This is a genomic window from Nocardia sp. NPDC003693 (assembly GCF_053981095.1).
Genome location: NZ_JBSFNO010000017.1, coordinates 71,283 through 95,033 on the forward strand (window position 1 = coordinate 71,283; position 23,751 = coordinate 95,033).

Sequence of the window (23,751 nt, forward strand, 5' to 3'; positions counted from 1 at the left end):
CCGGGGCAAGCGAACCGACCACGCGCAATTGAACAGCGGGAAAGGATGCGTCCACTAGCATGGGTCGCGCCGCGCCCGCGGCGCGCTAGTACGCAAGCTTCGTCGAACGCTCCCAAAGGAGATGCTCGTGAGCTCGTCCCGCAAACGGCGCCGACCGGAACCGGCACCGTACGCCAGCATGGCAGGCTGGAACGAGATCACGACCGAATTGCCCAGACAACCCGGGCACAGCAGGCCGCAGCGCCGCAGAAAACCCCCCGCCGCACCCGGCCCGTCCGAACCCGGCCGGGCCCGGCGGCCGGTGCGTACTCGCGCGCAGCGCCTGCGCAGGCTCGCGCTGTCCCTGTTCCTGATCTTCATCGCGCTGCCGTCGCTGGTGCTGACCCTCGCGTACTGGAGCGCGGAGATCCCGGATCCGGAGTCGGTGCAGACCAACCAGATCGCCACCATCCTGACCTCCGACGGCCAGGGCGTCATCGCCAAGGTCGTTCCGCCCGAGGGCAATCGGATCCCGGTGCCGCTGCGCGACGTGCCCGAACCGGTCCGCCTCGCCGTGCTCTCGGCCGAGGACCGCAACTTCTACACCAACCCCGGCTACTCCACCTCGGCCTTCGTGCGCGCGGCGCGCGACAACGTCCTGGGCCGCGAGGACGCCGGCGGCGGTTCCACCATCACCCAGCAGTACGTGAAGAACGCCTTCCTGAGTTCGGAACGCACCCTGAGCCGCAAGATGCGCGAACTCATCATCTCGGCCAAGATGGCGCGGCAGTGGAGCAAGGACGACATCCTCGCCGCCTACCTCAACACCATCTACTACGGCCGCGGCGCGTACGGCATCTCCGCCGCGGCCAAGGCGTACTTCGGCAAACCCGTACCGGAACTGACCCTCGCCGAGGGCGCGGTGCTCGCCGCCGTGGTGCGCACCCCCTCCCTGCTCGACCCCGAAACCCATCTGGAGCCGCTGCGGGCGCGCTGGGCCTACGTGCTGGACGGCATGATCGAGATGGGCAAGCTCACCCGGGACGAGCGGGCCGCCACCGTGTTTCCCGACATCCTGCCGATCACCGAACTCGACGACAGCATCCCGCGCGGACCCGAGGGGCTCATCCGCGCCCAGGTGCTGCGCGAGTTGCGCGCCTCCGGGATCAGCGAGCAGGAGATCAATACCGGTGCGCTGCAGATCATCACCACCATCGACGCCCGCGCCCAGCAGGCGGCGCTGAACTCGGTGGGCGATGTCCTGGGCGGTCAGCCGGGCGAGCTGCGCACCGCCGTGGTGTCGATCGATCCGCGCACGGGCGCGGTGCGCGCCTACTACGGCGGACCCGACGGCATCGGCTTCGACTTCGCGCAGGCCCCGCTGCAAACCGGTTCCGCCTTCAAGACTTTCGCGGTCCTGGCCGCGCTGGAGCAGGGCATCCCGCTCTCCTATCGGCTCGACAGCGCCCCGCTCACCGTGAACGGGGAGAAGATCACCAACGTGCAGGACGAGACCTGCGGCACCTGCCCGCTGAGCGAGGCGTTCAAACGCTCGCTCAACACCAGCTTCTACCGGCTCAGCCAGGCGCTGTTCGAGGGACCGAAGGCCATCGCGAACGCCGCGCACCAGGCCGGCATCCCGGAGCAGATCCCGGGCGTCGCCGGTCGCACCCTGACCGAGGACGGCGGGCCGCCGCTGCCGGCCATCGTGCTCGGCGCGTACTCGGTGCGGCCCATCGACATGGCCTCGGCTTACGCCACCCTGGCCGCCTCCGGGGCTTACCGCGCACCGTATTTCGTGCAGAAGGTGCTGACCGGCGACGGGCGGGTGCTGCTGGACCGCGACGCCGATCCGCAGCGCACCGAACAGCGCATCCAGACCACCGTCGCCGACAGCGTCGCCCAGGCCATGCTGCCCATCGCGGGCTACTCCAACGGGCACGATCTGGCGGGCCGCCCGTCCGCGGCCAAGACCGGAACCACCCAGCTCGGCGACACCGGATACAACAAGGACGCCTGGATGGTCGGCTTCACGCCGTCGCTGTCCACCGCGGTGTGGGTGGGAACCGAACAGTCCCAGCCGATTCGGACCGCGCGCGGCGGGGCGATCTACGGTTCCGGTTTGCCCGCCGATATCTGGAAGCAGACCATGGACGGCGCGCTGGCGGGCGCGCCGGTCGAACAGTTCCCCAATCCGGTCCCGATCGCCGGCTCCGCACCGGCCGATCCGAACTACGACATCCTCAATCCGGGGCCCGGACCGCAGCAGGAACCCGTGGTCATCATCCCGCCGGCGCCCGAACCCCGGCAGGTCGAGATCTTCCCGGGCCTGTCCATCCCGGTTCCGGGTTAAGGTCGGCGCAGATGACTTCCCCATCGTTGTTGATCATGAATCACGACGACCCGACCCATCTGCCCCCGGCCGCGGATATTGTGGAATCGGCCACCGGTGCCATCGACTCCGGAGATCGGTGGCAGGATGCGGGTCAGGAGCAGGGTGGGGTCGGAGACAGCACGAGACTTAGGGGCGACGCCGGTGGATTTCAATGTCGTTGAACGCCACGAAACGCTGGTGGCCGGAACGGTGCTACGCAGCCCGGCGCTGGCGGTCGAGGGACCGCGCCGCGCCAAGGTCGAGGAGGCCTGGAAACAGAACCTCGCGCGCAGCCTGCCCGGTCCACCCGCGACCGCGTATGTCGATCACGCGCCCGAAATCGGTTCGTACCTGACCCATATCGTCGGCTACCGGTGCCGGACGCTGGAGGACCTACAGCCCGGTGATGTGCTCGCGCGCATCCCCGCGGGCACGTTCGCCCGGTTCAGCCGCAGCGGCGACAATCTGGGCGACGTCATCGCCTCGATCTGGCGCACGGTCTGGGATCTGGAAGCCTCGGGCACGCTGACCCGCGCGTACACCGGGGATTACGAACGGTATCCGGATTCCCGGACCGTTGAGGTTTTCGTCGCGCTCGACACCGGCGCGGAGGGGTAGGGGCCGTGGATTTCGAGATCATCACCATGGACGCGTTCCTGGTCGGCGGGCTCACGATCCCCCTGGCCGGGCGCGAGGTCACCGCCCGGGACCTGGACCTGGTCAACTTCACCTGGGACAGGTACCTCGCCCGCGAGAAGAAGGTCGAGCGCGTGGCGGCCTACATCGGCCAGAACGATCACGCCGTGGCCATCCTCGGCTACGAGGTGCCCGGCCTGGATCACCTGGACACCGGCGATGTGGTGACCCGCGTCCCGACCGGCCGCTACGCCAAGTTCGTCGTGTCGGACAAGCCCTACGACCTGCTGCGCACCGCGTGGGCCAAGGTCGCCAAGGCCGAGAGCGCGGGCACGATCACCCGCTCGCACCGCGCCGAGATCGAGCGCTACACCGGACCGACCTCGGTCGAGGTGTACATCTCGCTCGACTGAGGCCGAAAAGCCAAGCCGCCGCCCGCGATTGCGATCGCGGGCGGCGGCTGCGTTCGTGACGAGGATCGAGACGCCGCGGCCGATCGGAGATTCGGGGGCGGGGCTCACCTGCCCCCGGCACGGCAAAGCCCCGGCCGGAATCTTCCGGCCGGGGCTCCCTCACCTGTGCCGAGTTTCCTCGATGGGCGATCTACTCCGCGTCGATGATGAACGCCTCGAGCTGAGCGCGGGCGACGTCGTCGGCGATCTGCTTCGGCGGGGACTTCATCAGGTACGCCGAGGCCGGGATGACCGGTCCGCCGATGCCGCGGTCCTTGGCGATCTTCGCCGCGCGCACGGCGTCGATGATGATGCCGGCCGAGTTCGGGGAGTCCCACACCTCGAGCTTGTACTCCAGGTTCAGCGGCACGTCACCGAAGGCGCGACCCTCGAGGCGGACGTAGGCCCACTTGCGGTCGTCGAGCCACTCGACGTAGTCCGACGGGCCGATGTGCACGTTGCGGTCGTGCACCTTGCCGGCGAGCGGACCCTCGAGGTTCGAGGTCACGGCCTGGGTCTTGGAGACCTTCTTGGACTCCAGGCGATCACGCTCGAGCATGTTCTTGAAGTCCATGTTGCCGCCGACGTTCAGCTGGTAGGTGCGATCCAGCGTGACGCCGCGGTCCTCGAACAGCTTGGCCATGACGCGGTGCGTGATGGTCGCGCCGACCTGCGACTTGATGTCGTCGCCGACGATCGGCACACCGGCGTCGGCGAACTTCTTGGCCCACACCGGATCCGAGGCGATGAACACCGGCAGCGCGTTGACGAAGGCCACGCCCGCGTCGATCGCGCACTGCGCGTAGAACTTGTCGGCCTCCTCCGAGCCCACCGGCAGGTAGGACACGAGCACGTCGACCTTGGCGTCCTTCAGGACCTTGACCACATCGACCGGCTCGGCGTCGGAGAGCTCGATGGTCTCCGCGTAGTACTTGCCGATGCCGTCCAGCGTCGGACCACGCTGCACGGAAATGCCCGACGGCGGCACGTCGGAGATCTTGATGGTGTTGTTCTCGCTGGCGAAGATCGCGTCGGCCAGGTCGAATCCGACCTTCTTGGCGTCGACGTCGAACGCGGCGACGAACTTGACGTCGCGGACGTGGTAGGGGCCGAACTTGACGTGCATGAGACCCGGCACGGTCGAGTCGGCATCGGCGTCCCGGTAGTACTGCACGCCCTGGACCAGGGAAGAAGCGCAGTTACCGACGCCGACAATGGCCACCCGTACTTCGGTGTTGATGTCACTCATGGCCGATATTTCCCTCTTTCTGTGGTGCCGCCTTCGTCGATTGCTCCGCAGCAATCAACTCGTTGAGCCAGCGCACTTCGCGCTCGCTTGATTCGAGACCGAGTTGATGGAGTTGGCGGGTGTAGCGATCCAGCTGCCCGCTGGCTCGTTTGATCGCCTCCCGCAAGCCCTCTCGGCGCTCCTCGACCTGCCTCCGCCGACCCTCCAGAATCCGCATCCGCGCTTCCGCGGGGGTACGGGTGAAGAAAGCCAGATGAACGCCGAAGCCGTCGTCGGTGTAGTTCTGTGGTCCCGTATCGGCCAGCAGCTCGGCGAACCGCTCCCGGCCGAAATCAGTCAGTTGGTAAACCCGCCGCGCACGCCGCGTGGTCAACCCCGGTGGAATCTCTTCCGCGATGAGGCCGTCGGACTGCATGCGCCGCAGGGTCGGATAGAGCGACCCGTAGGAGAAGGCCCGGAAGGGGCCGAGCAGCCCGGTGAGCCGCTTGCGCAGCTCGTAACCGTGCATCGGAGATTCCAGGAGCAGCCCGAGGATTGCCAACTCGAGCACCGGGCCTCACCCCCTCCTGACTGTTGTCTACAGATCTAACCGATGGATGCAGTACGAAACTATATCGCGCCGATATACCGGAGGCGACTTCTGGCTGCGACCCGCATCACGATCACCCGGCCCGGCGGGCGGAGTTACCTCGTAGCGGCCCGCCCGCGGGCTCGAGAGTGGATCCGGGGCGTGCGGGGGGAGGACACCCGCAAGTACTCTGGGTCGCGTGCGAATACAGCGGCAGGTAGTGGACTATGCGCTTCGGCGCCGGTCGCTGCTCGCCGATGTCTACGCGGGGCGAGTAGCTGTATCCGAGGTATGCGACGCGAATCCCTATCTGTTGCGCGCGGCGAAGTTCCACGGGCGCGGGAGCGAGGTCACATGCCCTATCTGCCGAAAAGAACAGCTCACACTCGTATCGTGGGTCTACGGTGACGGCTTGGGTCAGGCAGCGGGGTCGGCGCGTACGCCGGAGGAATTGATTCGGATGGCCGAATCTCGCGAGGAGTTCTCGGTGCACGTCGTCGAGGTCTGCCGGACCTGCAGTTGGAACCATCTGGTGCAGTCCTACGTGGTGGGCCAGGCTCCGGCACCGACCGGACGCCGCCGCCGCACCGGCACCCGCGCCGAGTGAAAGGCCACGTCGACTGCTGATCAGCGGGCAGACCTGCCCGCCGCGGTGGCACGTGACCGCATCGAGCTACAGGACCGTATCGAGTAGTTATTGGAGATCCAGGCTGTGAATTCGCCCTATGACGACGGACCGCACGGCGGCCGCCCCCAGCGTGGCGGTTCGCAACCGGGCCCCGGCGGTTATCCGCCGCCGCGACCGGCAGGTCCCCCGCCAGGGGCGCCGCGACAGCAGCAGCCCGGTATGGGCCGGCCCGGACCGGGTCCGGGCGGACAGGGCCGCCCCGCGCCGGGCGGTGTGCCGCCGCGCGGGCCGAACGGCCAGCCGCCGCGCGGTCCCGTACCGCCGCCGGGCGGGCAGGCCCGCCGGCCCGCGCCGAATCAGCCGCAGCGGCCCGCGAATCCCGATGCCACGCGCAAACTTCCCGCACCCGACGCCACCCAGCGGGTGAATACCGGTCAGCGCCAAGCGGTGCCGCCGCATCTGCAGCGCGCCGCGCAGTCCGATCGCGCCGACCGCGCGGCCGAACGCAACCCCCGGGCCGGAGATCGCGGACCGCGCGCGGCCGGTGCGGCCGGCGCCGGTACCGCCACCCGCCCGCGTCCCGCCGACGATCGCACCCGGCCGCCGTCGGGCGCGATTCCCGCGACCGGCAGGCGCGGTGACACCCCGGGCGGTCCGCCGCCGCGGCGTCCCGGCGGCGAGGGTTCGGGCGGCGCCGGCGGAAAGGGCCGCCGCCCCAAGCAGAAGTCGGTCTGGCGGACCGTTCGGCGAGTCTGTTATGTCCTGATGGCCGTCGCGATCCTGGTGCCGAGCACCGCGTTCCTGGTGGCGTACTCGGGCGTGAACGTGCCGCGCCCGGGCGACCTCAAGACCAATCAGGTGGCGACCATCTACCTCTCCGACGGCACCACCGTGCTGTCGAAAGTGGTTCCGCCCGAGGGCAACCGCACCGACGTGAGCATCGACCAGATCCCGCCGCACGTACGCAACGCGGTGATCGCGGCCGAGGACCGGGACTTCTACACCAACCCCGGCTTCTCCATGAAGGGCTTCGGCCGGGCGTTCTGGGACAACCTGACCGGCAAGGAAAGCGCCGGTGGTGGTTCCACGATCACCCAGCAGTACGTGAAGAACGCCATGGTCGGCAACGAGCGCTCGCTGACCCGTAAGCTGCGCGAGCTGGTGATCTCGGCCAAGATGGCGCGGCAGTGGTCCAAGGACGACATCCTCACCGCGTACCTGAACACCATCTACTTCGGCCGCGGCGCGTACGGCATCGACGCCGCCGCCAAGGCGTACTTCGGCAAGCCGGTCACCGAACTCACCGTGTCCGAGGGCGCGGTGCTGGCGGGCGTCATCCAGCAGCCGTCCAACCTGGACCCGGAGAAGAACCGCAAGGGCGTCGAGACCCGCTGGAACTACGTGCTCGACGGCATGGTCAGCGGCGGCAATCTCCCCTCGGCCGAACGCGCGGGAGTCGTGTTCCCGGAGGTGGTTCCGGCCGCGCAGTCCGCGCAGAACGAGGACCTGGACTCCGGTCCGGAGGGCCTGATCAAGACCCAGGTGCTCGCCGAACTCGAGGCCGCGGGCATCACCCAGCGCGAGCTGAACACCGAGGGCCTGTCGATCACCACCACGCTGAACCCGCAGGCGCAGCAGGCCGCCCTCGACGCGGTCACCAACGTCATGGACGGTGAACCCGAGAACCTGCGCACCGCGGTGGTCTCGGTGGATCCCAAGACCGGCGCCGTGGTCGCCTACTACGGCGGCAACGACGGTCAGGGCTTCGACTTCGCCAACGCCGGCCTGCCCGCCGGTTCGTCCTTCAAGGTGTTCGGCCTGGCCGAGAACCTGGAGCTGGGCAAGCCGCTGTCCACGCTGTACGACTCCTCGCCGGTCACCGTGAACGGCATCAAGATCACGAACGTCGAGGGCGAGCAGTGCGGCATGTGCACCATCGCCGAGGCCCTCAAGCGCTCGCTGAACACCAGCTTCTACCGCATGATGCTGGACATGCCCGGCGACGGCCCGCAGAAGATCGCCGACATGGCGCACAAGCTCGGCATCCCGGAATCGATTCCGGGCGTGGAGAAGACGCTGACCGAACCGGACGGCAACGGCCCCAACAACGGCGTCGTGCTCGGCCAGTACCAGGTGCGGCCGCTGGACATGGCCTCCGCGTACGCCACCCTGGCGGCCTCGGGCGTCTACCGCGCACCGCATTTCGTACAGAAGGTCACCACCTCGGACGGCACCGTCCTGCTCGATCGCGGTGAAACCGCGGGCGAGCAGCGCGTCTCGGCCGCCGTCGCGGACAACGTCACCGCCGCGATGAAGCCGATCGCCGCCTGGTCGCGCAACCACAACCTCTCCGGCAACCGGGACTCCGCGGCCAAGACCGGCACCCACCAGCTCGGCGACACCGGCGCGAACCGTGACGCCTGGATGGTCGGCTACACCCCGTCGCTGTCCACCGCGGTCTGGGTGGGCACCGAACAGGGCGACAAGCTGGTCAACGCCAACGGCGGTTCGGTCTACGGCTCCGGCCTGCCGTCGGACATCTGGAAGAAGACGATGGACGGCGCGCTCAAGGGCACGCAGAACGAGTCCTTCCCCAAGCCGGCGGCCATCGGCGGCCAGGCGGGCGTCCCGTCCTGGTCCGCGCCGTACACCGCGCCCTCGACCGAGGATTCCCCGGTCCTGCCGCCGGTCATCACCCAGAGCCAGGTCGAGATCCTGCCCGGCATCACCATCCCGGTTCCCGGGCTGGCGCCCAACCCGCAGAACCAGCAGCGCGCGGCGCCGACCACCTCGGAGGATTCCGGGGACGGGCCGCTGCCCGGACAGCCGGTCGCACCGTCGGACGGTTCACCGGTGACGACGACGCCCGGCGCCGCCGGGAACAGCAACGGCGGCAACGGCAACGGGAATGGGAACGGCAACGGCGGCGCACCGACCCGGAGTCGGTAGCCTCGGGTCGTGATCGAGCAGGGAGTGGGGCACCGGCGGGCAGCGGACAGCGAGTCGGCCGGTCACGCACCCGAATCCGACCGGAACGCGGATTCGGGTGCGACGGGGAACGGACGTGACGAGCGCGCCGCGGCGGGTGCGGCACGGCCCGGCGGCCCGGCGGACGCCGCGTCCTTCGGCGGCGCGGCGGCCGAGCCGGGCGCGGTGCTCTACGAATCCCCGGCGCCGCTCGCCGCGGATCTGCGGTCGGTGGACGATCGCGACAAGCCCAGTCGCACCGACACTCTCACCGCCCAGCTGTGCGATCTCATCGGCGGACCGGTCGGCGACCACGCGGTCATCGGCCGGGTGCGGTTCTGGACGCCCATGCGGGTGCTGTTCGCGTTCACGCTGGTCTTCCTGGCGCTGAGCTGGTTCGGGAAGGCGGCCTGTATCCAGCAGGCGCCGGACGAGAACGGCGTGCTCGGCCTGGACTGGAACAACGGACGCCAGTACGTGGCCATGTGCTACTCGGACACGGTGCCGCTGTACGGGGCCGAACGCCTGGATCAGGGCGCGTTCCCGTACAAGAAGCAGTGGATGGACTTCGGCGGCGACGGCATGCCCCAGGTCCGGTACATGGAATACCCGGTGGTCTCGGGCCTGTACCAGTACGCGGCCATGGGAATCGCCAAGGCGTGGAAGCAGTCTCCGCTGCCGGGCGCGCTCGAGGTGGTCATCTATTTCAACGTCGTCGCCTTCGGGCTCGCCATCGCGTGGCTGGTGACCATCTGGGCATCGGCGCAGCTGGCGGGCCGGCGGGTGTGGGACGTGGCGCTGATGGCGCTCTCACCGCTGATCCTGGTGCACGCGTTCACCAATTTCGACACCCTCGCAACGGCTTTCGCGGCCGGCGGACTGCTGGCCTGGGCGCGGCGGCGGCCCGTGCTCGCGGGTGTGCTGCTCGGCCTGGGCGGGGCGGCCAAACTGTATCCGCTGCTGCTGCTCGGCCCGATCCTGGTGCTGTGCCTGCGCACCGCGCGATTCGGCGACGACGACGATCCGCTGTGGGGCGGACTGCGGCCGCTGCGCGCGGCCGGGGCGGCCATCGCGGCGGCCGCGATCACGTGGCTGACCGTGAACGCGCCCATCGCCGTGCTGTACCCCAAGGGCTGGTGGGAGTTCTTCCGGCTCAACACCGAACGGCACGCGGACCCCGACTCCATCTACAACGTGATCGGCTCCTTCACCGGCTGGACCGGTTTCGACGGTGTGCTCGCCGCGCGCGAGACGCCGTCGGTGCTGAACGCGGTGTCGCTGGTGCTGTTCCTGGCCGTGTGCGCGGGCATCGGGTGGATAGCGCTGACCGCCGCGCGGCGACCGCGCCTGGCGCAGTTGGCCTTTCTGGTCGTGGCGGCGTTCCTGCTCACCAACAAGGTGTGGAGCCCGCAGTATTCGCTGTGGCTGATCCCGCTCGCGGTGCTGGCGCTGCCGCACCGCCGGGTGCTGCTGGCCTGGATGACTATCGACGCCCTGGTCTGGGCGCCGCGCATGTACTACTACCTGGGCACCGACAAGAAGGGTCTGCCCGAACAGTGGTTCACGGGCACCGTCGCGATCCGCGATGTCGCCGTGGTCATCCTGTGCGCCCTGGTGATTCGCCAGATCTACCGGCCGGAAGAGGACCCGGTGCGCCGGGACGGGGTGGACGATCCCATCGGCGGGGTGCTGAACCACGCGCCCGATCCCGATCGGCCCCGCCTGCCCGCGCTGCTGCGGCCGCGCGCGGCGGCGCCGGCGACTTAGCGGGTATCCCCGCTTCCCCCTTCGAACATCAAGACCCCGCGCTCCTTTCGAGCGCGGGGTCTTGTCTGTTTCCGGCCGGACTTCCGGACCCGGGCCCGGTCAGCCCAGGAACCGGGCCAGCTGCGGAACCGCCTCGCCCGGATGCTTGGCCTGGAAACCCTCGCCGAGGGCCTCCATCTTCCAATCGACGCCGTTGCCGTTGCGGTACACCTTGGCCATGACCATCGCGGTGAACGGCATGCCGCCCGCCAGGGTGTAGCGCGCCAGTTCGGCGTTGTTGCCGCCGTCGATCAAGCGGCAGAACGCGTTCGCCACCTGTTCGAAGGTGTGGCCCTTGTACGAGGTGACCACGAACAGCAGGGAGTTGACCTGGGAGGGGATGCGGGTGAGGTCGACCAGGATGACCTCGTCGTCGCCCGCGCCCTCGCCGGTGAGGTTGTCGCCCTGGTGGCGCACCGAGCCGTCCTTGGAGGCGAGGCTGCCGTAGTAGACGACGTCGACCGGCGCGGTGTCGGAGAACAGCACCACCGAGGCGTCGAGATCGATGTCCACGGCGCGGTTTCCGAAGATCCCGCCACGCTTGACCGGATCCCAGCCCAGGCCCATCTTCACGTAGGTCAGCGCCGCGCCGCCCTCCTTGCGGAGGTTGACGCTCTGGCCCTTGACCAGGCTCACCGCGTGATCGCGCGGCAGGTCCTTGGACATCGAGGGCGCCTGCGCGGGCGGCGGCGGCGGCGCGTAGCCCCCGCCCTGCGGCGGCGGGTAACCCCCGGCCGGCGCGAATTGCTCTGTGGGCGGCGGATATCCACCGGCCTGGCCGTACTGGCCCGCAGGCGGCGGGTAGCCCCCGGCCTGCCCGTACTGATCGGCGGGCGGCGGATATCCACCGGTCGGGGCGTAGTCCTGCGGGGCCTGCTGCGGGGCCGCGGGCTGCTGCGGCGCGTTCACCTGGACGCCGTGATCGGTGACCAGCGCGGCGAATCCGCCCGCGTAGCCCTGCCCGACCGCGCGGACCTTCCACGCGCCTTGGCGCCGGTACACCTCGAGCGCGATGACGATGGATTCGGTGTTCAGGCCCTCGACCCGGTACTCGAACAGCGGGTTCCCGGCGGTGTCCGAGACCAGGGCGACCGGGGCGGTGATCCGGCCGAAGTTGTTGCCCGGATCGTCCAGGGTGATGACCGCGCGAATCTGGTCGATGTCCGCGGGCACGGCGGCCAGCGAGATCACCAGGGCCGCGGGTTGCCCGCCCGGGCCGGGCTGCAGGTTCACCCCGGGGCCGGTGGGCTGGTTGAAGAAGACGAAATCGGCGTCCGAACGGACCTTCCCGCTTTCGGTGACCAGCAGTGCGGAGAGGTCCGCGGGTGCGGCGATCTGTACGCTGATCACCACGTCGTTCGTATTCAAAGGGCCGTTCTGGCCCTTCACCAAAGCTGCAGACAAGGTCGACCCTTCGCTTGCCGGTGCTGTCGGTGCCACTCTACGAGAAATCGGGCACCCCAGCCGCCGACATGATCGGTTAGGGTTGCTGCACAGTTCTAGTACGGGGCATGGATGGCACAGCTTTTCGAGAAGTCAAAGAAGGTGATCGAGGCCCATCTCGCCGGGACAAGCATCCGGGCGATTTCGGGGTCCATGGTCGCCTATGAAGGCAATGTCCAGTTCAAGAGCGCCGGGTTCGGCGGCGGCGACGGCATTCTGGCCGGCATGAAGCGCCGCGCGACCGGCGAGCAACTCTCGCTCATGGAATGCACCGGCAACGGCCGGGTCTTCTTCGCGGTCAACGGTCAGCACGTCACCGTGGTGGATCTCAACAACGAGACGCTGCAGGTGGAGTCGCAGCAGCTGCTGGCGTTCGCCGGCAATCTGCGCACCGACGTGTCCTTCGCGGGACTACGCGGCGCGTCGACCGGCGCCGGCCTGTTCACCACCAAGGTGAGCGGGGTCGGGCAGGTGGCGCTGCTGTCCGCGGGCGGGCCGCTCATCCACCTGGAAGTGTCGCCGCAGTATCCCCTCGTGGTGGATCCGGACGCGTTCGTCGCGGCCCGCGGCAACCTGAATCAGTCGTTCGTGACCGATGTTTCGTGGCGCGGCGTCATGGGACAGGGCAGCGGCGAGGCGTTCTCGCTGCGCTGGGACGGGCAGGGACTGGTCTTGATCCAGCCTGCCGAGCGGTGAGGGGAACGCCATGTTCGAACAGGTGAACGCGAAGGTCGTCAAGGTCAACGTGGGCCAGGCCGGCGGCGTGGTCGCACGCACCGGGTCGATGCTCTTCTACACCGGTGACGTGTCCTTCTCCCCGCATCAGATACCCGGCGCCAGCGGCATGGGCGGGCTCGGCGGTATCGCGGGCATGGCCGGTCGCATGATGGCCGGCGAGCACGAGCGCACCATGCTCGCGCAGGGTCACGGCGAGGTGCACTACGGCTTCGCGGGCCTCGAGACCCAGGTCGTGCACATGCAGCCGGGCGCGGTGCTGCGGGTGGAAGCCTCACGGCTGCTCGCCAATTCGGCGTCGCTGCAGACCTCGATCGTGTCGGTGGCCAGTTCCGGCGGCTCCGGCGGCGGCGGTGGGCGCGGCGGCGGCCTGATGGGCGCGATCCGCGGCGCGGCGGCCGGGGTGCTCACCGGCGCGGGCATGTTCACGACGCAGATCTCCGGTCAGGGCAGCGCGGTGCTGCTCGGCCACGGCGGTTTCATCGAATTGCCCGTCGGCGGACAGTATCCGGTGGTCGTCGATCCGCAGGCGTTCGTGGCGGCCTACGGCAACGTGCAGACCGAGTTGAAGTCGGCGCTGAGCTGGCGCGACGCGGTCGGCAAGGGGTCCGGCGAGGCCATGCAGCTGCACTGCGTCGGCCAGGGCGTGGTGTACGTGCAGGCGTCCGAGCAGAAGTTGTGAGGTTGCAAGAGCCATGAGCCAGATCCTGAACCCGATGAATCTCGGTGACAGCGACAATATTCCGGGCAACAGCTACGCGTACTCCATCGATCTGCGCAAGCCGTGGTTCATGCGCCGGGGCGCGATGATCGCGTACTACGGGCAGATGGAGTTCCGGGCGCTCACGCACGGGCTGCAGGGCGGGCTGCTGCACATGGTGTCGCAGCAGTTCTCGGCGCCGCTGTTCACCAGTGACTACGTGGTGGCCGAGGGTCAGGGCAAGCTGATCATCGGCGACCGCGGCTACGACATCAACTCCTACGACCTCGACAACGGCAACCTCACGGTTCGTGCCGCGAATTTGCTGGCGTTCGAACCGGAGCTGTCGCTGAACCAGTCGATCGTGCCCGGGTTCCTCACCCTGATCGGCACCGGCAAGTTCCTCGCCTCCTCCAACGGGCCGGTCATGTTCGCCGAACCGCCGCTGCGGGTCGACCCGGAATCGCTGGTGGGCTGGGCGGACTGCCCCTCCCCGAGCCATCACTACGACCAGCGCTGGGTGTCCAGTTTCCTGGCCGCGGGCGCGGCGCGATTCGGCGTGAATTCCGGCGAGGAGCGGCAGTTCGACTTCACCGGCGCGGGGACCGTACTGATCCAGTCGAGCGAGAAGGTCATGGACGACACGCATCTGGTGCGATCCATCGAGGGTCAGCTGCAGAGCGGTGTCACCCCCGGCGGGCTGCAGCAGATCCAGAGCACGATCATGCAGCAGCTCGGACAGCAGCAGGGGTACTGAGCACCCCCGTCCGATAGGGCACGCCAGATGTTTGCTGCCATTGCGCCGGTCCGTCACTCGCGCATGGCAGTATCGGATTCGTGAGCGACGGAGAGGTCGATCCCGGGCAGGCGCACGAACAGTATCTGCGTGCCTTCCGGCACTCGGCCGTGTCCCGCGCCCAGCTCGAGGACCTGCTCGACGCGGTGAACGCCTTCCTCGACTCGATCACCCCCGGCGAGGGCGAGTACGTGCCCGAGGGCGGCTGGGCTCCGGAGTCCACGGCCATGGCCTTCCAGATCGGCCGGGCCGTGGAACAGGTGCTGAGCGAGCGCGAGAAAGCCGAGAGAGAGCTGGTGCACCGCCGCGACATTCGCGATCGGCTGGTGGTGGCGCTGGACGCGGTGCTCGACTGCCTGCGGACCCTGCCCACCCTCGCCGAATCGGAGATCGCGCTGGGCACCACGGCGGTGAACGAGGGCTTCCAGGTGTTCGACGACGGCAGCGTGCGCACCACGGTGGCGCAGGAGATCGACGCGGACCTGGGGGCGCTGGAACATCGGCGGGCCGAGCTCGACGATCAGATGACCGCCGCCGTCGCGCGGCGCACCGGATTGATAGACGACACCGCCGATCTGGTCCGGGACCGGTTGGGGGTCGCCGACGTGGGCATACCGTGGGTGATCCTGGAGGCGACCCGCGGCGGGCTGGACGTCTCCGAACCCTTCGAATTCGCCGCGCACCACCTGCCCGATTGCGAGTTGCGGGATCTGATGGTGCAGCTGGTGACCGATATCGAGTTGGCACGGTCGCTGGAAGACGATCTGGCGCCCGACCGGGCGGACTAGCTCCCGGGACGGATGCGGGATGCCGGGCCGGCCAACCGGATATCGGCCGAAACGCCCATCCCGGACGAGGCCGGGTGCGAGTCTGGCTGCAGAGGATTCGAACCGTCCCCGCGGAGGGAGAATTCGGTGAAGAAGCTCATCAACGATCCGGCCGAGGTGGTCGACGCGGCCCTGGCGGGGATGGCCGCGGCGCATCCGGAACTGCGGGTCGACGCGAAAGCGCGGGTGGTGGTGCGCGCCGACGCGCCGGTGCCGGGCAAGGTCGGGCTGGTGTCCGGCGGCGGTTCCGGGCACGAACCGCTGCACGCCGGATTCGTCGGGCCGGGCATGCTCGACGCCGCCTGCGCCGGGGAGATCTTCACCTCGCCCGTCCCCGATCAGATTCTGACGGCCACCGCCGCGGTCGACGGCGGCGCGGGGGTGCTGCACATCGTCAAGAACTACACCGGCGACGTCATGAACTTCGAGATGGCGGCCGAACTGGCGGCCGCCGAGACCGGTATCGAGGTGCTGGCCGTGGTGGTCAATGACGATGTGGCGGTGCAGGACAGCCTCTACACCGCCGGGCGGCGCGGGGTGGGCGCGACGGTCGTGCTGGAGAAGATCGCCGGGGCGGCGGCCGAGCAGCGACGCACACTCGCCGAGGTGGCCGGGATCGCGACGCGGGTGAGCGCGGACTCGCGCAGCATGGGCGTGGCGCTGACCTCGTGCACGGTTCCGGCGGTCGGGCGGCCGACCTTCGAGCTCGGCGACGACGAGATGGAACTGGGGATCGGCATCCACGGCGAGCCGGGGCGGCAGCGGCTGCCGCTGGCCCCCGCGCGCGAGGTCGCCGGGCTGCTGGTGGAACCGCTGCTGGCGGATCTGCCCTTCCGGCGCGGGGATCGGGTGCTGTGCCTGCTCAACGGCATGGGCGGGACGCCGCTGCTGGAGCTGTACCTCATGTTCGACGAGGTGTCGCGCATCCTGCGCGGGCACGGCATCGAGATCGCGCGCTCGCTGGTCGGCCCGTACATCACCTCCCTGGACATGGCGGGCTGCTCGGTCACGCTGACCAGGCTCGACGACGAACTGACGGCGCTGTGGGACTACCCCGTCCGCACCCCCGCGCTGCGCTGGGGTATGTGATGGCGGTCGACGCGGCGGCCTGGGTGCGCGAGTTCGCCCGCCTGGTCCTGGCGCACGAGGCGGAACTGACCGACCTCGACGCGGCGATCGGGGACGCCGACCACGGGACGAATCTGCGGCGCGGGCTGGAGGCCGTGGTGGCCGGACTCGATGAGGGCACCCCCGACTCCGCCGCCGGGGTGTACAAGCAGACGGCCCTGACCCTGATCCGCGCGGTGGGCGGTGCCGCCGGGCCCCTGTACGGGACCTTCTTCCTGCGCCTGGGGGCGGCGGTGGCGGACAGCGAAACCCTCTACGCGGCAACGATTTCCAGCGCGGAAAGCACGGACATGGGTGCGGCCGGCAACGGCCCTGCCGGTTCCGGCGCCCCCGTTCCCACCGCCGAGGCGCTGGGCGACACCCGGCACGGGACGGCGAGGCCACGTGCCGCCGAACGAGGGACCGGTGGCTCGGACGCCATCGCGCCCGGCCGGGCGGGGTCGGAGACCGCGTGGTTCGCGCGGGCATTCCGGGCCGGGGTCGAGGGGGTGATCGCGCGCGGAAAGGCGCAGGCAGGGGACAAGACCATGCTCGACGCGCTGCTGCCGGCCGCCGCGGCACTGGAGGAGCAGGCCGAGGCGGGATCGACCGAGGCCGAGGCGCTGACGGCGGCGACCGTGGCGGCCGAATCAGGCTGCGCGGCAACAATTCCCATGGTCGCGCGCAAGGGGCGGGCTTCCTATCTGGGGGAGCGCAGTGCGGGACATCAGGATCCGGGCGCGACGAGCGCGGTCCTGCTGGTGCGGGCGGCTCGTGGAGCGCTGCGGTGATCGGGCTGGTGGTGGTCTCGCACAGTCGCCCGCTGGCCCGGGCCGCGGTGGATCTGGCGGTCGAACTGCTGCCCGCCCAGTCGATTCGGATCGAGATGGCGGCGGGCTCGTACGAGAACCAACTGGGCACCGACGCCGAGTCCGTCGCCCAGGCCATCGCGGCCGCCGACTCCGGCGACGGTGTACTGGTGCTGATGGACCTGGGCAGCGCGGTCCTGTCCGCCGATACCGCCCTGGAACTCCTCGAATCCCCCGTTCGGGTCCGGCTTTCCGCCGCGCCCTTGGTCGAGGGCCTGGTCGCGGCCTTGGCCGAGGCCGGCGGCGGCGCGTCCCTGGAGGAGGTGGCGTACGCGGCCGAACACGCCCTGGACGCCAAACGCGTTCAGCTCGCGAACAACACCGAGCCCACGGATCCGCGAGAAGCCACCGCCGCCCACGAATCGAGCATCACCACGTTGCAATCGCAAGCCGCGGCGGTCTTCCCGGTCACCGGCGCCCACGGCCTGCACGCCCGCCCCGCCGCCGAACTGGTTGCCGCCCTGCGCGATCTGAACGCCGAGGTGCGCCTGCACAACGCCACCACCGGCGCGGGCCCGGTCCCCGCCACCAGCCTGACCCAGCTCCTGACCCTCGACGTCCGCCGGGGCCACCACCTGGCCGTGACCGCCACCGGCCCCGACGCCGCCGTCGCCGTCCACCGCGTCCGCGAGGTCGCCACCCGCGACTAGCCGCGCGGGATGCCGGCCCGGTCCGATCGGTCGACCACCCGGCCGTGGTGTTCCCGCGCCGCCATCGGCGTTCGGTCGCGATGGCACCGCGGAGTCGGCACACCGCGGTGGGAACGATTCGCGGAACCGGGCGGCGCTTCGGCAGCGCCCGCGGGCAATCAATCGACCGGACCCGTCCCCGATGTACAGGGACCGTTCGCGTCACCCGTGCAGCCCGGATGGAGATGGCTGCCGCTCGTCGCCCAATCCAGGATCGCGCTGCCGAGATCGAGTCCCTGACTTCCCGAGGAGCTGCCGCTGTCGGCGCTCGCACTGCTCGCCGGTCCCGCCAGGACCGTGCCGATCACCGCACCCGCCAGGATGATTCCGCTGATTCCACGTCGCATGGTTGCCTCCGAAGGTTGCGATCCGTTGCGCGGGAGGCTAGCCGGGAAAAACAGTGAAATGCAGACGATTCAATCAATCCGTGCGCCCCGAAAAGCGGGGGCTACCACGATGTCCCGACCCTCGACGTCCTCCGGGTCACCACCTGGCCGTGACCGCCCCCGACGCCGCCGTCGCCGTCCACCGCGTCCGCGAGATCGCCACCCGCGACCAGCGCCGCGAATGCGCCCGCAGGTTTGCGACGCTGGGGAATACTGCATCCGGCCCGGACGTGACCGGCCACGCGGGCGCTGTAAGCGAACGCGCCGGGCGCCACGCGCGGTGACCTACAACGCCTTTCGCGGGACGGCGGGTGGGGGGAGGATCGGGGTATGAGCTTGGAGCAGAAGGCCGCGACATTTCTCGAACTTCACACGCCGGGGGACCCGGCGATCCTGCCGACGGTGTGGGACGCCTGGTCGGCGAAGCTGGTGCAGGAGGCCGGATTCAAGGGGTTGACGGTCGGCAGTCACCCGCTGGCGGACTCGCTGGGGAAGCCGGACCAGGAGGGTATGAGCTTCGGGGACGTGACCGCGCGGATCCGGGAGATCACCGCCGCGGTCGAGCTGCCGGTATCGGTGGACATCGAGTCCGGGTACGGGCTGAAGGCGGACGAACTCGTCGAGGGGCTGCTGGGGGCGGGGGCGATCGGGCTCAACATCGAGGACACCGTCCACGGGGAGGGCGGGCGGCTGCGCTCGCCGCAGGAACACGCCGACCTGGTGGCCGAACTCCGGCGGGCCGCCGAGGCCGCGGGGGTGCACCTGGTCATCAACGCCCGCACCGATGTATTCATGCGACCCGACACCGGCACCCCGGACGAGCGGTTCGCCGCCGCGATCGAGCGGATGACCCTCGCCGCCGCCGCGGGCGCCGATGTGCTGTACCCGGTCGGCTTCCACGAGCCCGACGTGCAGCGCCGCCTGTGCGCGGAACTGCCGCTGCCGGTCAACGCGATCGGCATGCCGGACAAGGGCGATCGCGCGCACTTCGCCGAATTGGGTGTGGCCCGGGTCAGTTTCGGGCCGTTCCTGCAGCGGTCGCTGACCGCGGCGGCCACGAGCCTGCTCGAGCGCTGGGGCTGAGCGACCCGGCACGCCGTGCCGGGGTCGTCGCCCCGGCGGTGTCTCGCTGCCCCGGGACTTCCGCCACCGCCCCGGGGTTCACCATCGACGCCGGGCTTCTCCACTGACGCGGGTTCCCGCCCGGCCGGGGCGGGTAGCCGCGAACCGGTCGAATGACCGACGATGGGTGCATGTCGCTCAGCACCGCCGAAGCCGATCTGTTCGAGAGCAGCCGGGGCCGCCTGGAGGCGATCGCCTACCGGCTGCTCGGGTCGGCCGGTGACGCCGAGGACGCGGTGCAGGACACCTATCTGCGCTGGCACGCGGCCGATCGGAGCTGGATCGAGACGCCCGAGGCGTGGCTGACCAAGGTGCTCACCAACATCTGCCTCAATCAGCTCACCTCGGCGCGGGCCCGGCGCGAAACCTACGTGGGGCAGTGGCTGCCCGAGCCGGTGCTGGCCGGGGACCGCATGCTCGGTCCCGCCGACACCGCCGAACAGCGCGAGTCGGTGTCGCTGGCGATGCTCGCCGTCATGGAACGGCTCTCGCCCAACGAGCGCGTGGTGTACGTACTGCGCGAAGCGTTCGGGTATTCGCACCGTGAGATCTCCGAGCTGCTGGACCTGACCGAATCCAATTGCCAGCAGCTCTATCGGCGCGCCAAACAGCACGCGGCCTCCGAACGCGCCCGCACCGAGGTCGACGCCGGCGCGGCCCGCCGGGTGATCGAGGAGTTCCTCGCGGCGGCCCTGAGCGGCAACACAGAGCCGCTCGTCCGGCTGCTCGCCGCGGACGCGGTCAGCATCGCGGACGGCGGCAGCAAGGTCGCCGCGCGCCGCACCCCGGTGCTCGGCGCGGCCGCCGTCGCGCGCTACGTGAGCCACCTGTTCCGGCCCACCGCCGCCAAACGCGCCTACGCCGGCGACACCCCGTACTTCTACGCCGTGGTGGTCAACGGCGCCCCGGCGGTGCTGGTCGAGGTCGACAGCCGGGTCTACGGGCTGATCAGCCTGGAGACGAACGGCGCCGAGGTGACCGGCCTGCAAATCCAGGTCAACCCGGACAAACTCGGCCGCGTGGCGCGGCAGTGGGCCGCCGCCGACGCCCGCCCGGCCGCCGTCGGGAAGTGGTGACGCAGGTCACATAAGAAAGTTGTCAGGGATCCCGGGGCTGTCCGGTTCAGGAGGTGAGCACAACAGCGAAGGAGCTCACCATGAAGCACCGCATCGTCGTCCTGGGCGCCGGATACGCCGGAGCCATCACCGCCGGCCGCCTGGCCAAGCGCCTGCATCGCGACAACGTCGAGATCACCCTGGTCAACGCCGACGCCGACTTCGTGGAACGGGTGCGCATGCACCAGCTCGCCACCGGCCAGGAACTGCGAAACCGCCCGCTGCGCACGATCTTCGAGGGCACCGGCGTGCACGTGCGTCAGGCCCGGGTCACCGCGGTCGACGCCGAACGCAAGACCGTCGCCGTCACCGATGAGCGGGGCGGGGCGACCCTGGGCTACGACACCCTGGTCTACGCCCTCGGCAGCGCCGTCGCCGACTTCGGCGTTCCCGGCGTGACCGAATACGCCCACAACGTGGCCGGAAAGCACGCGGCGCTGCGGGTTCGGGACCGCCTGGCCGAGCTGGGCGCGGGCGCGCGGGTGCTGATCGTCGGCGGCGGGCTGACCGCCATCGAGGCCGCCACCGAAATCGCCGAGGCCCGGCCTGATCTCGCGGTCGCCATGGTCGCGCGCGGCGGCGTCGGCGACTGGCTGGACGAGAAGGCCCAGCGGCACCTGCGCACCGCGTTCGACCGGTTCGGCATCACCCTGCACGAGGGCGTCGCCGTCACCGCGGTACAGGAGGACGGGGTCACCACCGGCGCCGGCGGCCACCTTCCCGCCGAGATGACCATCTGGACAGCGGGTTTCGCCGTGCACCCCATCGCGGCCGCCACCACCCTCGAGGTGTCCGCGAGCGGGCAGATCGTCGTCGACGGCACCATGCGCTCGGTGTCGCACCCGGACGTGTACGCGGTCGGGGATGCCGCGCGCGCCATCGCGATCGGCGGCAAGGCGCTCCGAATGGGTTGCGCCACGGCCTCACCCATGGCCTGGCAGGGCGCGGACGCGCTCGCCGCGCGACTGACCGGGCGCCCGGTGCCCGAGGCGCCGATCGGTTACCGCAGCCAGTGCATCAGCCTGGGCCGCCGCGACGCCGTCGTGCAGGAGGTGACGCCGGAGGACGAGCCGAAGACCAAGGTGATCACGGGCCGTATGGGTGCGCGGATCAAGGAGCTGATCTGCACGGGCGCGGCGTGGAGCGTGCGGCATCCCACGCTGATGGCGCCGAGCCGCCGCCGGCGGATCGTGGTCACCGCCGCGGCGCCCGCACCGGCCGCCGGGTGATGCGGGCAGAGTCGGCTCTCGACGACCGGCGGCGACTTTCCGCCGGTCACAACCTTCGCCTGTCGCTCAGGCGGCCTCGGGAGCGGACGCCAGGAACCAGTCCAGGATCTCTTCGCCCGCGCGGATGCCCGCGGCGCGGGTGACGGTCAGGTTCGGGTGGGTGAACTCGAGCAGTTCGAGTTCGCCGTGGCGGGGGCGGATGGCCGAGTCGGCCGAGCGCAGCATTTCCGCGTCCAGTGCGCCGTCACCGGCGGCCAGGGTCAGCGCGCCCGGATCCAGTTCACCCGAATCGATCAGGCGGCGGCGCACTTCGGCGACCGCGCGGCTCTTGCAGACCGCGATCGGCATGCTGTAGATCTTGCGGCCCTGCTGGGAGGCGGACCAGCCGCGCGGCCGGCACCAGGCGTCCCAGTCGGACAGGAAGTCCGCGGGCAGGGTGGCCACGTCCACCACCAGGTAGTTGAACAGGTGATCGGCGACCCGGAACTTCTTGACGAAGGAATCCGAGATCCGGGACCGCAGTTCGGCGTTGACCTGCGAGAGGGTGGCGCTGGTGGCGCGCACCTCGGCGTCGATGTCTATCCGCCAGCGCATGTCGGGGATGCCGTTGTGCAGGATGTTGCCCCCGTTGGTGGTGATGGCGTAGCGCCAGGGGGCGCCGGGTAGTCGAATCCGGTTGAACTGCTTGATGGTTCGCGTGGTGGTCGGGATCAGCGCGGCCGGGGTGGTCAGCGAGCGCATGCGGTCGGCGGCGTCGAGGGTCATGAAGGACAGCGGCGCGCCCTCCAGATGCTCCACGCAGACCGTGCTGAGCTCGGGTTCCGCGCCGAAGGCGTTGCGCGAGTAGATCATGGTGCGATCGAGATCGGTCGCGATGAGCGTGCTTCTACGCACCGGGTGTCTTCGGTCCGCCATTGCTACTTCTTCACATCCTTGATCAAGCCCATACAGGCGTAGGCCAGGTCCGGAACCACCTCGACGGGAACGTCGCGGGCGGCGGCGAGCATCCGGATGTGCGCGTGCTCGGGCGCGTCGGCCTCGCGCACCAGCACCCGCCACGGCACGCGCCGCAGCAGCACCCGGGTCGTCTCGCCCACACCGGGTTTCACGAAATTCACGCTGGCGACGCCGTACGCCGCGCGCACCTGTTCCACCGACGCCCAGCCCGCCCAGGTCGGGGTGCGGTCGGCGGCGCGCAGGTCGGCCACGTGCCCGGCGACGCGCGGCGCGACCGTGTCGAAGGCCGCGGTGACCGCGTCCAGCAGCTTGCCGGACACGTCGTCGCCGGCGAGTTCGGCGTAGAACTTCGCGCCGTGGAAATCGCCGGGGCCGATCAGGGTGTCGTTGAGCACGGTGCGTGAAACCAGGCCCGAGACGGTGGAATTGAGGCAGGCCGAGGCGATGAGGAAATCATCACGGGTGCCGTAGGTGCGCACGCAAGCGCCCGGATCGGCGAGCACCGCCAGGTCGGGGTTGAAGCGCGCGCCGCCCGCGGCGGCGTAGGCGTCCAGGGCGTCGGCCAGCTCGTGGGTGATCGCGCCCTTGCCGGTCCAGCCGTCCACGAACACGATGTCGGACGGATCATGATGCGCGGCCAGGTAATCCAGCGCCACGGCGTCGATGCCGCGATCGCGCACGATCGACACCGCGTAGTGCGGCACGTCCAGGCTCGGCGACCGCCGCGCCAGCCAGCGCCGCATGAGCACGCCGATCGGCGTGCCCGCGCGGGCCAGCGACACCAGGACGACGTTCTCCCCGCGTTCGGCGATCACCAGCTCGGCGACGGTCGCCACCGCGAGGGCCAGCCGCTCCGCGCTCTCGGCCAGCACCTTGTCGAACAGTTCGCGGTAGGCCGCGTCGGGCTGATACTCCACGGGCAGCGATTCCGCGTAGTGCGCCTCGCCCGCCTGGATCCGGCTCTCCCGTTCCGCCACATCGGCTTCCAGATTCACCGCGGACAGATCCTTGAGCAGCCAGGTGACCTCGTCCGGTGCGTAGGACCCGAACTCGGGCCCGCGCAACGGCTCGGGCAGGGTGCGGGCGGCCTGCGGGGTGAAGTCGGGATCCGGTGCGG

The 23,751-nt window shown here is 70.0% G+C and carries 22 protein-coding genes; 16 read left to right on the forward strand and 6 right to left on the reverse strand.

The window, feature by feature from the left end; all coding sequences use genetic code 11:
* Positions 1-178 precede the first annotated feature (178 nt).
* The 3 genes from ACWDOP_RS20095 to ACWDOP_RS20105 all read left to right on the forward strand — a co-directional run bounded on the left by ACWDOP_RS20095 (position 179) and on the right by ACWDOP_RS20105 (position 3,402).
* Entirely contained in the window at positions 179-2,332 is a 2,154-nt protein-coding gene (locus tag ACWDOP_RS20095; protein WP_456346301.1) for a transglycosylase domain-containing protein, read from the forward strand.
* Between the two features lie 183 nt (positions 2,333-2,515).
* Positions 2,516-2,971, forward strand: coding sequence for a GyrI-like domain-containing protein (locus ACWDOP_RS20100; RefSeq protein ID WP_454201032.1), 456 nt, complete (start codon positions 2,516-2,518; stop codon positions 2,969-2,971).
* 5 nt (positions 2,972-2,976) lie between these two features.
* Positions 2,977-3,402: a GyrI-like domain-containing protein gene (locus ACWDOP_RS20105; RefSeq protein WP_454200947.1), complete on the forward strand. Its 426-nt coding sequence runs from the start codon at positions 2,977-2,979 to the stop codon at positions 3,400-3,402.
* A 190-nt stretch (positions 3,403-3,592) separates the two neighbouring features.
* Here the strand turns inward: ACWDOP_RS20105 and ACWDOP_RS20110 are convergent, their stop codons facing one another.
* Complete coding sequence (locus tag ACWDOP_RS20110) at positions 3,593-4,690, reverse strand: inositol-3-phosphate synthase (protein WP_454200946.1); 1,098 nt, start codon at positions 4,688-4,690, stop codon at positions 3,593-3,595.
* Positions 4,683-5,240, reverse strand: a complete 558-nt coding sequence (locus ACWDOP_RS20115; RefSeq protein WP_454200945.1) for a PadR family transcriptional regulator — start codon at positions 5,238-5,240, stop codon at positions 4,683-4,685. Before ACWDOP_RS20115 ends, ACWDOP_RS20110 begins: the two co-directional genes overlap by 8 nt.
* Before the next feature lie 217 nt (positions 5,241-5,457).
* On the opposite strand from ACWDOP_RS20115, the gene ACWDOP_RS20120 reads away from it, so the two are divergent.
* The 3 genes from ACWDOP_RS20120 to ACWDOP_RS20130 all read left to right on the forward strand — a co-directional run bounded on the left by ACWDOP_RS20120 (position 5,458) and on the right by ACWDOP_RS20130 (position 10,620).
* Positions 5,458-5,865 (forward strand): DUF5318 domain-containing protein, encoded by a 408-nt coding sequence (locus tag ACWDOP_RS20120; protein ID WP_454200944.1) that lies wholly within the window; start codon positions 5,458-5,460, stop codon positions 5,863-5,865.
* A 786-nt stretch (positions 5,866-6,651) separates the two neighbouring features.
* The gene (locus ACWDOP_RS20125; RefSeq protein ID WP_456346354.1) at positions 6,652-8,835 is read left to right on the forward strand and encodes a transglycosylase domain-containing protein; all 2,184 of its coding nucleotides are present in this window, start codon (positions 6,652-6,654) and stop codon (positions 8,833-8,835) included.
* Between the two features lie 204 nt (positions 8,836-9,039).
* Positions 9,040-10,620, forward strand: a complete 1,581-nt coding sequence (locus tag ACWDOP_RS20130) for a glycosyltransferase family 87 protein (protein ID WP_456346355.1) — start codon at positions 9,040-9,042, stop codon at positions 10,618-10,620.
* Between the two features lie 99 nt (positions 10,621-10,719).
* Here ACWDOP_RS20130 and ACWDOP_RS20135 read toward each other — a convergent pair whose 3' ends face one another.
* A complete protein-coding gene (locus tag ACWDOP_RS20135) occupies positions 10,720-12,063 on the reverse strand; it encodes a TerD family protein (RefSeq protein WP_456346302.1) in 1,344 nt (447 codons plus the stop codon).
* Positions 12,064-12,174: 111 nt separating this feature from the next.
* Between ACWDOP_RS20135 and ACWDOP_RS20140 the strand changes: the two genes are divergently transcribed.
* The 7 genes from ACWDOP_RS20140 to dhaM all read left to right on the forward strand — a co-directional run bounded on the left by ACWDOP_RS20140 (position 12,175) and on the right by dhaM (position 17,786).
* On the forward strand, positions 12,175-12,798 hold the full coding sequence (locus tag ACWDOP_RS20140) for an AIM24 family protein (protein WP_354984930.1): 624 nt from the start codon (positions 12,175-12,177) through the stop codon (positions 12,796-12,798).
* Between the two features lie 10 nt (positions 12,799-12,808).
* On the forward strand, positions 12,809-13,519 hold the full coding sequence (locus ACWDOP_RS20145; protein WP_456346303.1) for an AIM24 family protein: 711 nt from the start codon (positions 12,809-12,811) through the stop codon (positions 13,517-13,519).
* A 13-nt stretch (positions 13,520-13,532) separates the two neighbouring features.
* Entirely contained in the window at positions 13,533-14,294 is a 762-nt protein-coding gene (locus ACWDOP_RS20150; RefSeq protein WP_456346304.1) for an AIM24 family protein, read from the forward strand.
* A gap of 80 nt (positions 14,295-14,374) precedes the next feature.
* A complete protein-coding gene (locus ACWDOP_RS20155) occupies positions 14,375-15,121 on the forward strand; it encodes a hypothetical protein (RefSeq protein WP_456346305.1) in 747 nt (248 codons plus the stop codon).
* A 126-nt stretch (positions 15,122-15,247) separates the two neighbouring features.
* Positions 15,248-16,249, forward strand: coding sequence for a dihydroxyacetone kinase subunit DhaK (gene dhaK / locus ACWDOP_RS20160; protein WP_454200939.1), 1,002 nt, complete (start codon positions 15,248-15,250; stop codon positions 16,247-16,249).
* Positions 16,249-17,058, forward strand: coding sequence for a DAK2 domain-containing protein (locus tag ACWDOP_RS20165; RefSeq protein ID WP_456346306.1), 810 nt, complete (start codon positions 16,249-16,251; stop codon positions 17,056-17,058). Before dhaK ends, ACWDOP_RS20165 begins: the two co-directional genes overlap by 1 nt.
* Positions 17,055-17,786: a dihydroxyacetone kinase phosphoryl donor subunit DhaM gene (dhaM, locus tag ACWDOP_RS20170; protein ID WP_456346307.1), complete on the forward strand. Its 732-nt coding sequence runs from the start codon at positions 17,055-17,057 to the stop codon at positions 17,784-17,786. The genes ACWDOP_RS20165 and dhaM overlap by 4 nt, the downstream gene beginning before the upstream one ends.
* Before the next feature lie 158 nt (positions 17,787-17,944).
* Here dhaM and ACWDOP_RS20175 read toward each other — a convergent pair whose 3' ends face one another.
* Positions 17,945-18,172: a hypothetical protein gene (locus ACWDOP_RS20175; protein ID WP_456346308.1), complete on the reverse strand. Its 228-nt coding sequence runs from the start codon at positions 18,170-18,172 to the stop codon at positions 17,945-17,947.
* 369 nt (positions 18,173-18,541) lie between these two features.
* Between ACWDOP_RS20175 and ACWDOP_RS20180 the strand changes: the two genes are divergently transcribed.
* The 3 genes from ACWDOP_RS20180 to ACWDOP_RS20190 all read left to right on the forward strand — a co-directional run bounded on the left by ACWDOP_RS20180 (position 18,542) and on the right by ACWDOP_RS20190 (position 21,677).
* Complete coding sequence (locus ACWDOP_RS20180) at positions 18,542-19,294, forward strand: isocitrate lyase/PEP mutase family protein (RefSeq protein ID WP_456346309.1); 753 nt, start codon at positions 18,542-18,544, stop codon at positions 19,292-19,294.
* A gap of 170 nt (positions 19,295-19,464) precedes the next feature.
* The gene (gene sigJ / locus ACWDOP_RS20185) at positions 19,465-20,409 is read left to right on the forward strand and encodes an RNA polymerase sigma factor SigJ (RefSeq protein ID WP_456346310.1); all 945 of its coding nucleotides are present in this window, start codon (positions 19,465-19,467) and stop codon (positions 20,407-20,409) included.
* An 80-nt stretch (positions 20,410-20,489) separates the two neighbouring features.
* Positions 20,490-21,677 carry an NAD(P)/FAD-dependent oxidoreductase gene (locus tag ACWDOP_RS20190; RefSeq protein ID WP_456346311.1) on the forward strand — a complete coding sequence of 396 codons (1,188 nt, stop codon included), beginning with the start codon at positions 20,490-20,492 and terminating at the stop codon, positions 21,675-21,677.
* Between the two features lie 66 nt (positions 21,678-21,743).
* Here ACWDOP_RS20190 and ACWDOP_RS20195 read toward each other — a convergent pair whose 3' ends face one another.
* Together ACWDOP_RS20195 and ACWDOP_RS20200 are read right to left on the reverse strand one after the other, a co-directional pair.
* On the reverse strand, positions 21,744-22,592 hold the full coding sequence (locus tag ACWDOP_RS20195; protein ID WP_456346312.1) for an HAD family hydrolase: 849 nt from the start codon (positions 22,590-22,592) through the stop codon (positions 21,744-21,746).
* A gap of 2 nt (positions 22,593-22,594) precedes the next feature.
* Positions 22,595-23,710 carry a cysteine protease StiP family protein gene (locus tag ACWDOP_RS20200; protein WP_454201029.1) on the reverse strand — a complete coding sequence of 372 codons (1,116 nt, stop codon included), beginning with the start codon at positions 23,708-23,710 and terminating at the stop codon, positions 22,595-22,597.
* Positions 23,711-23,751: the final 41 nt, after the last annotated feature.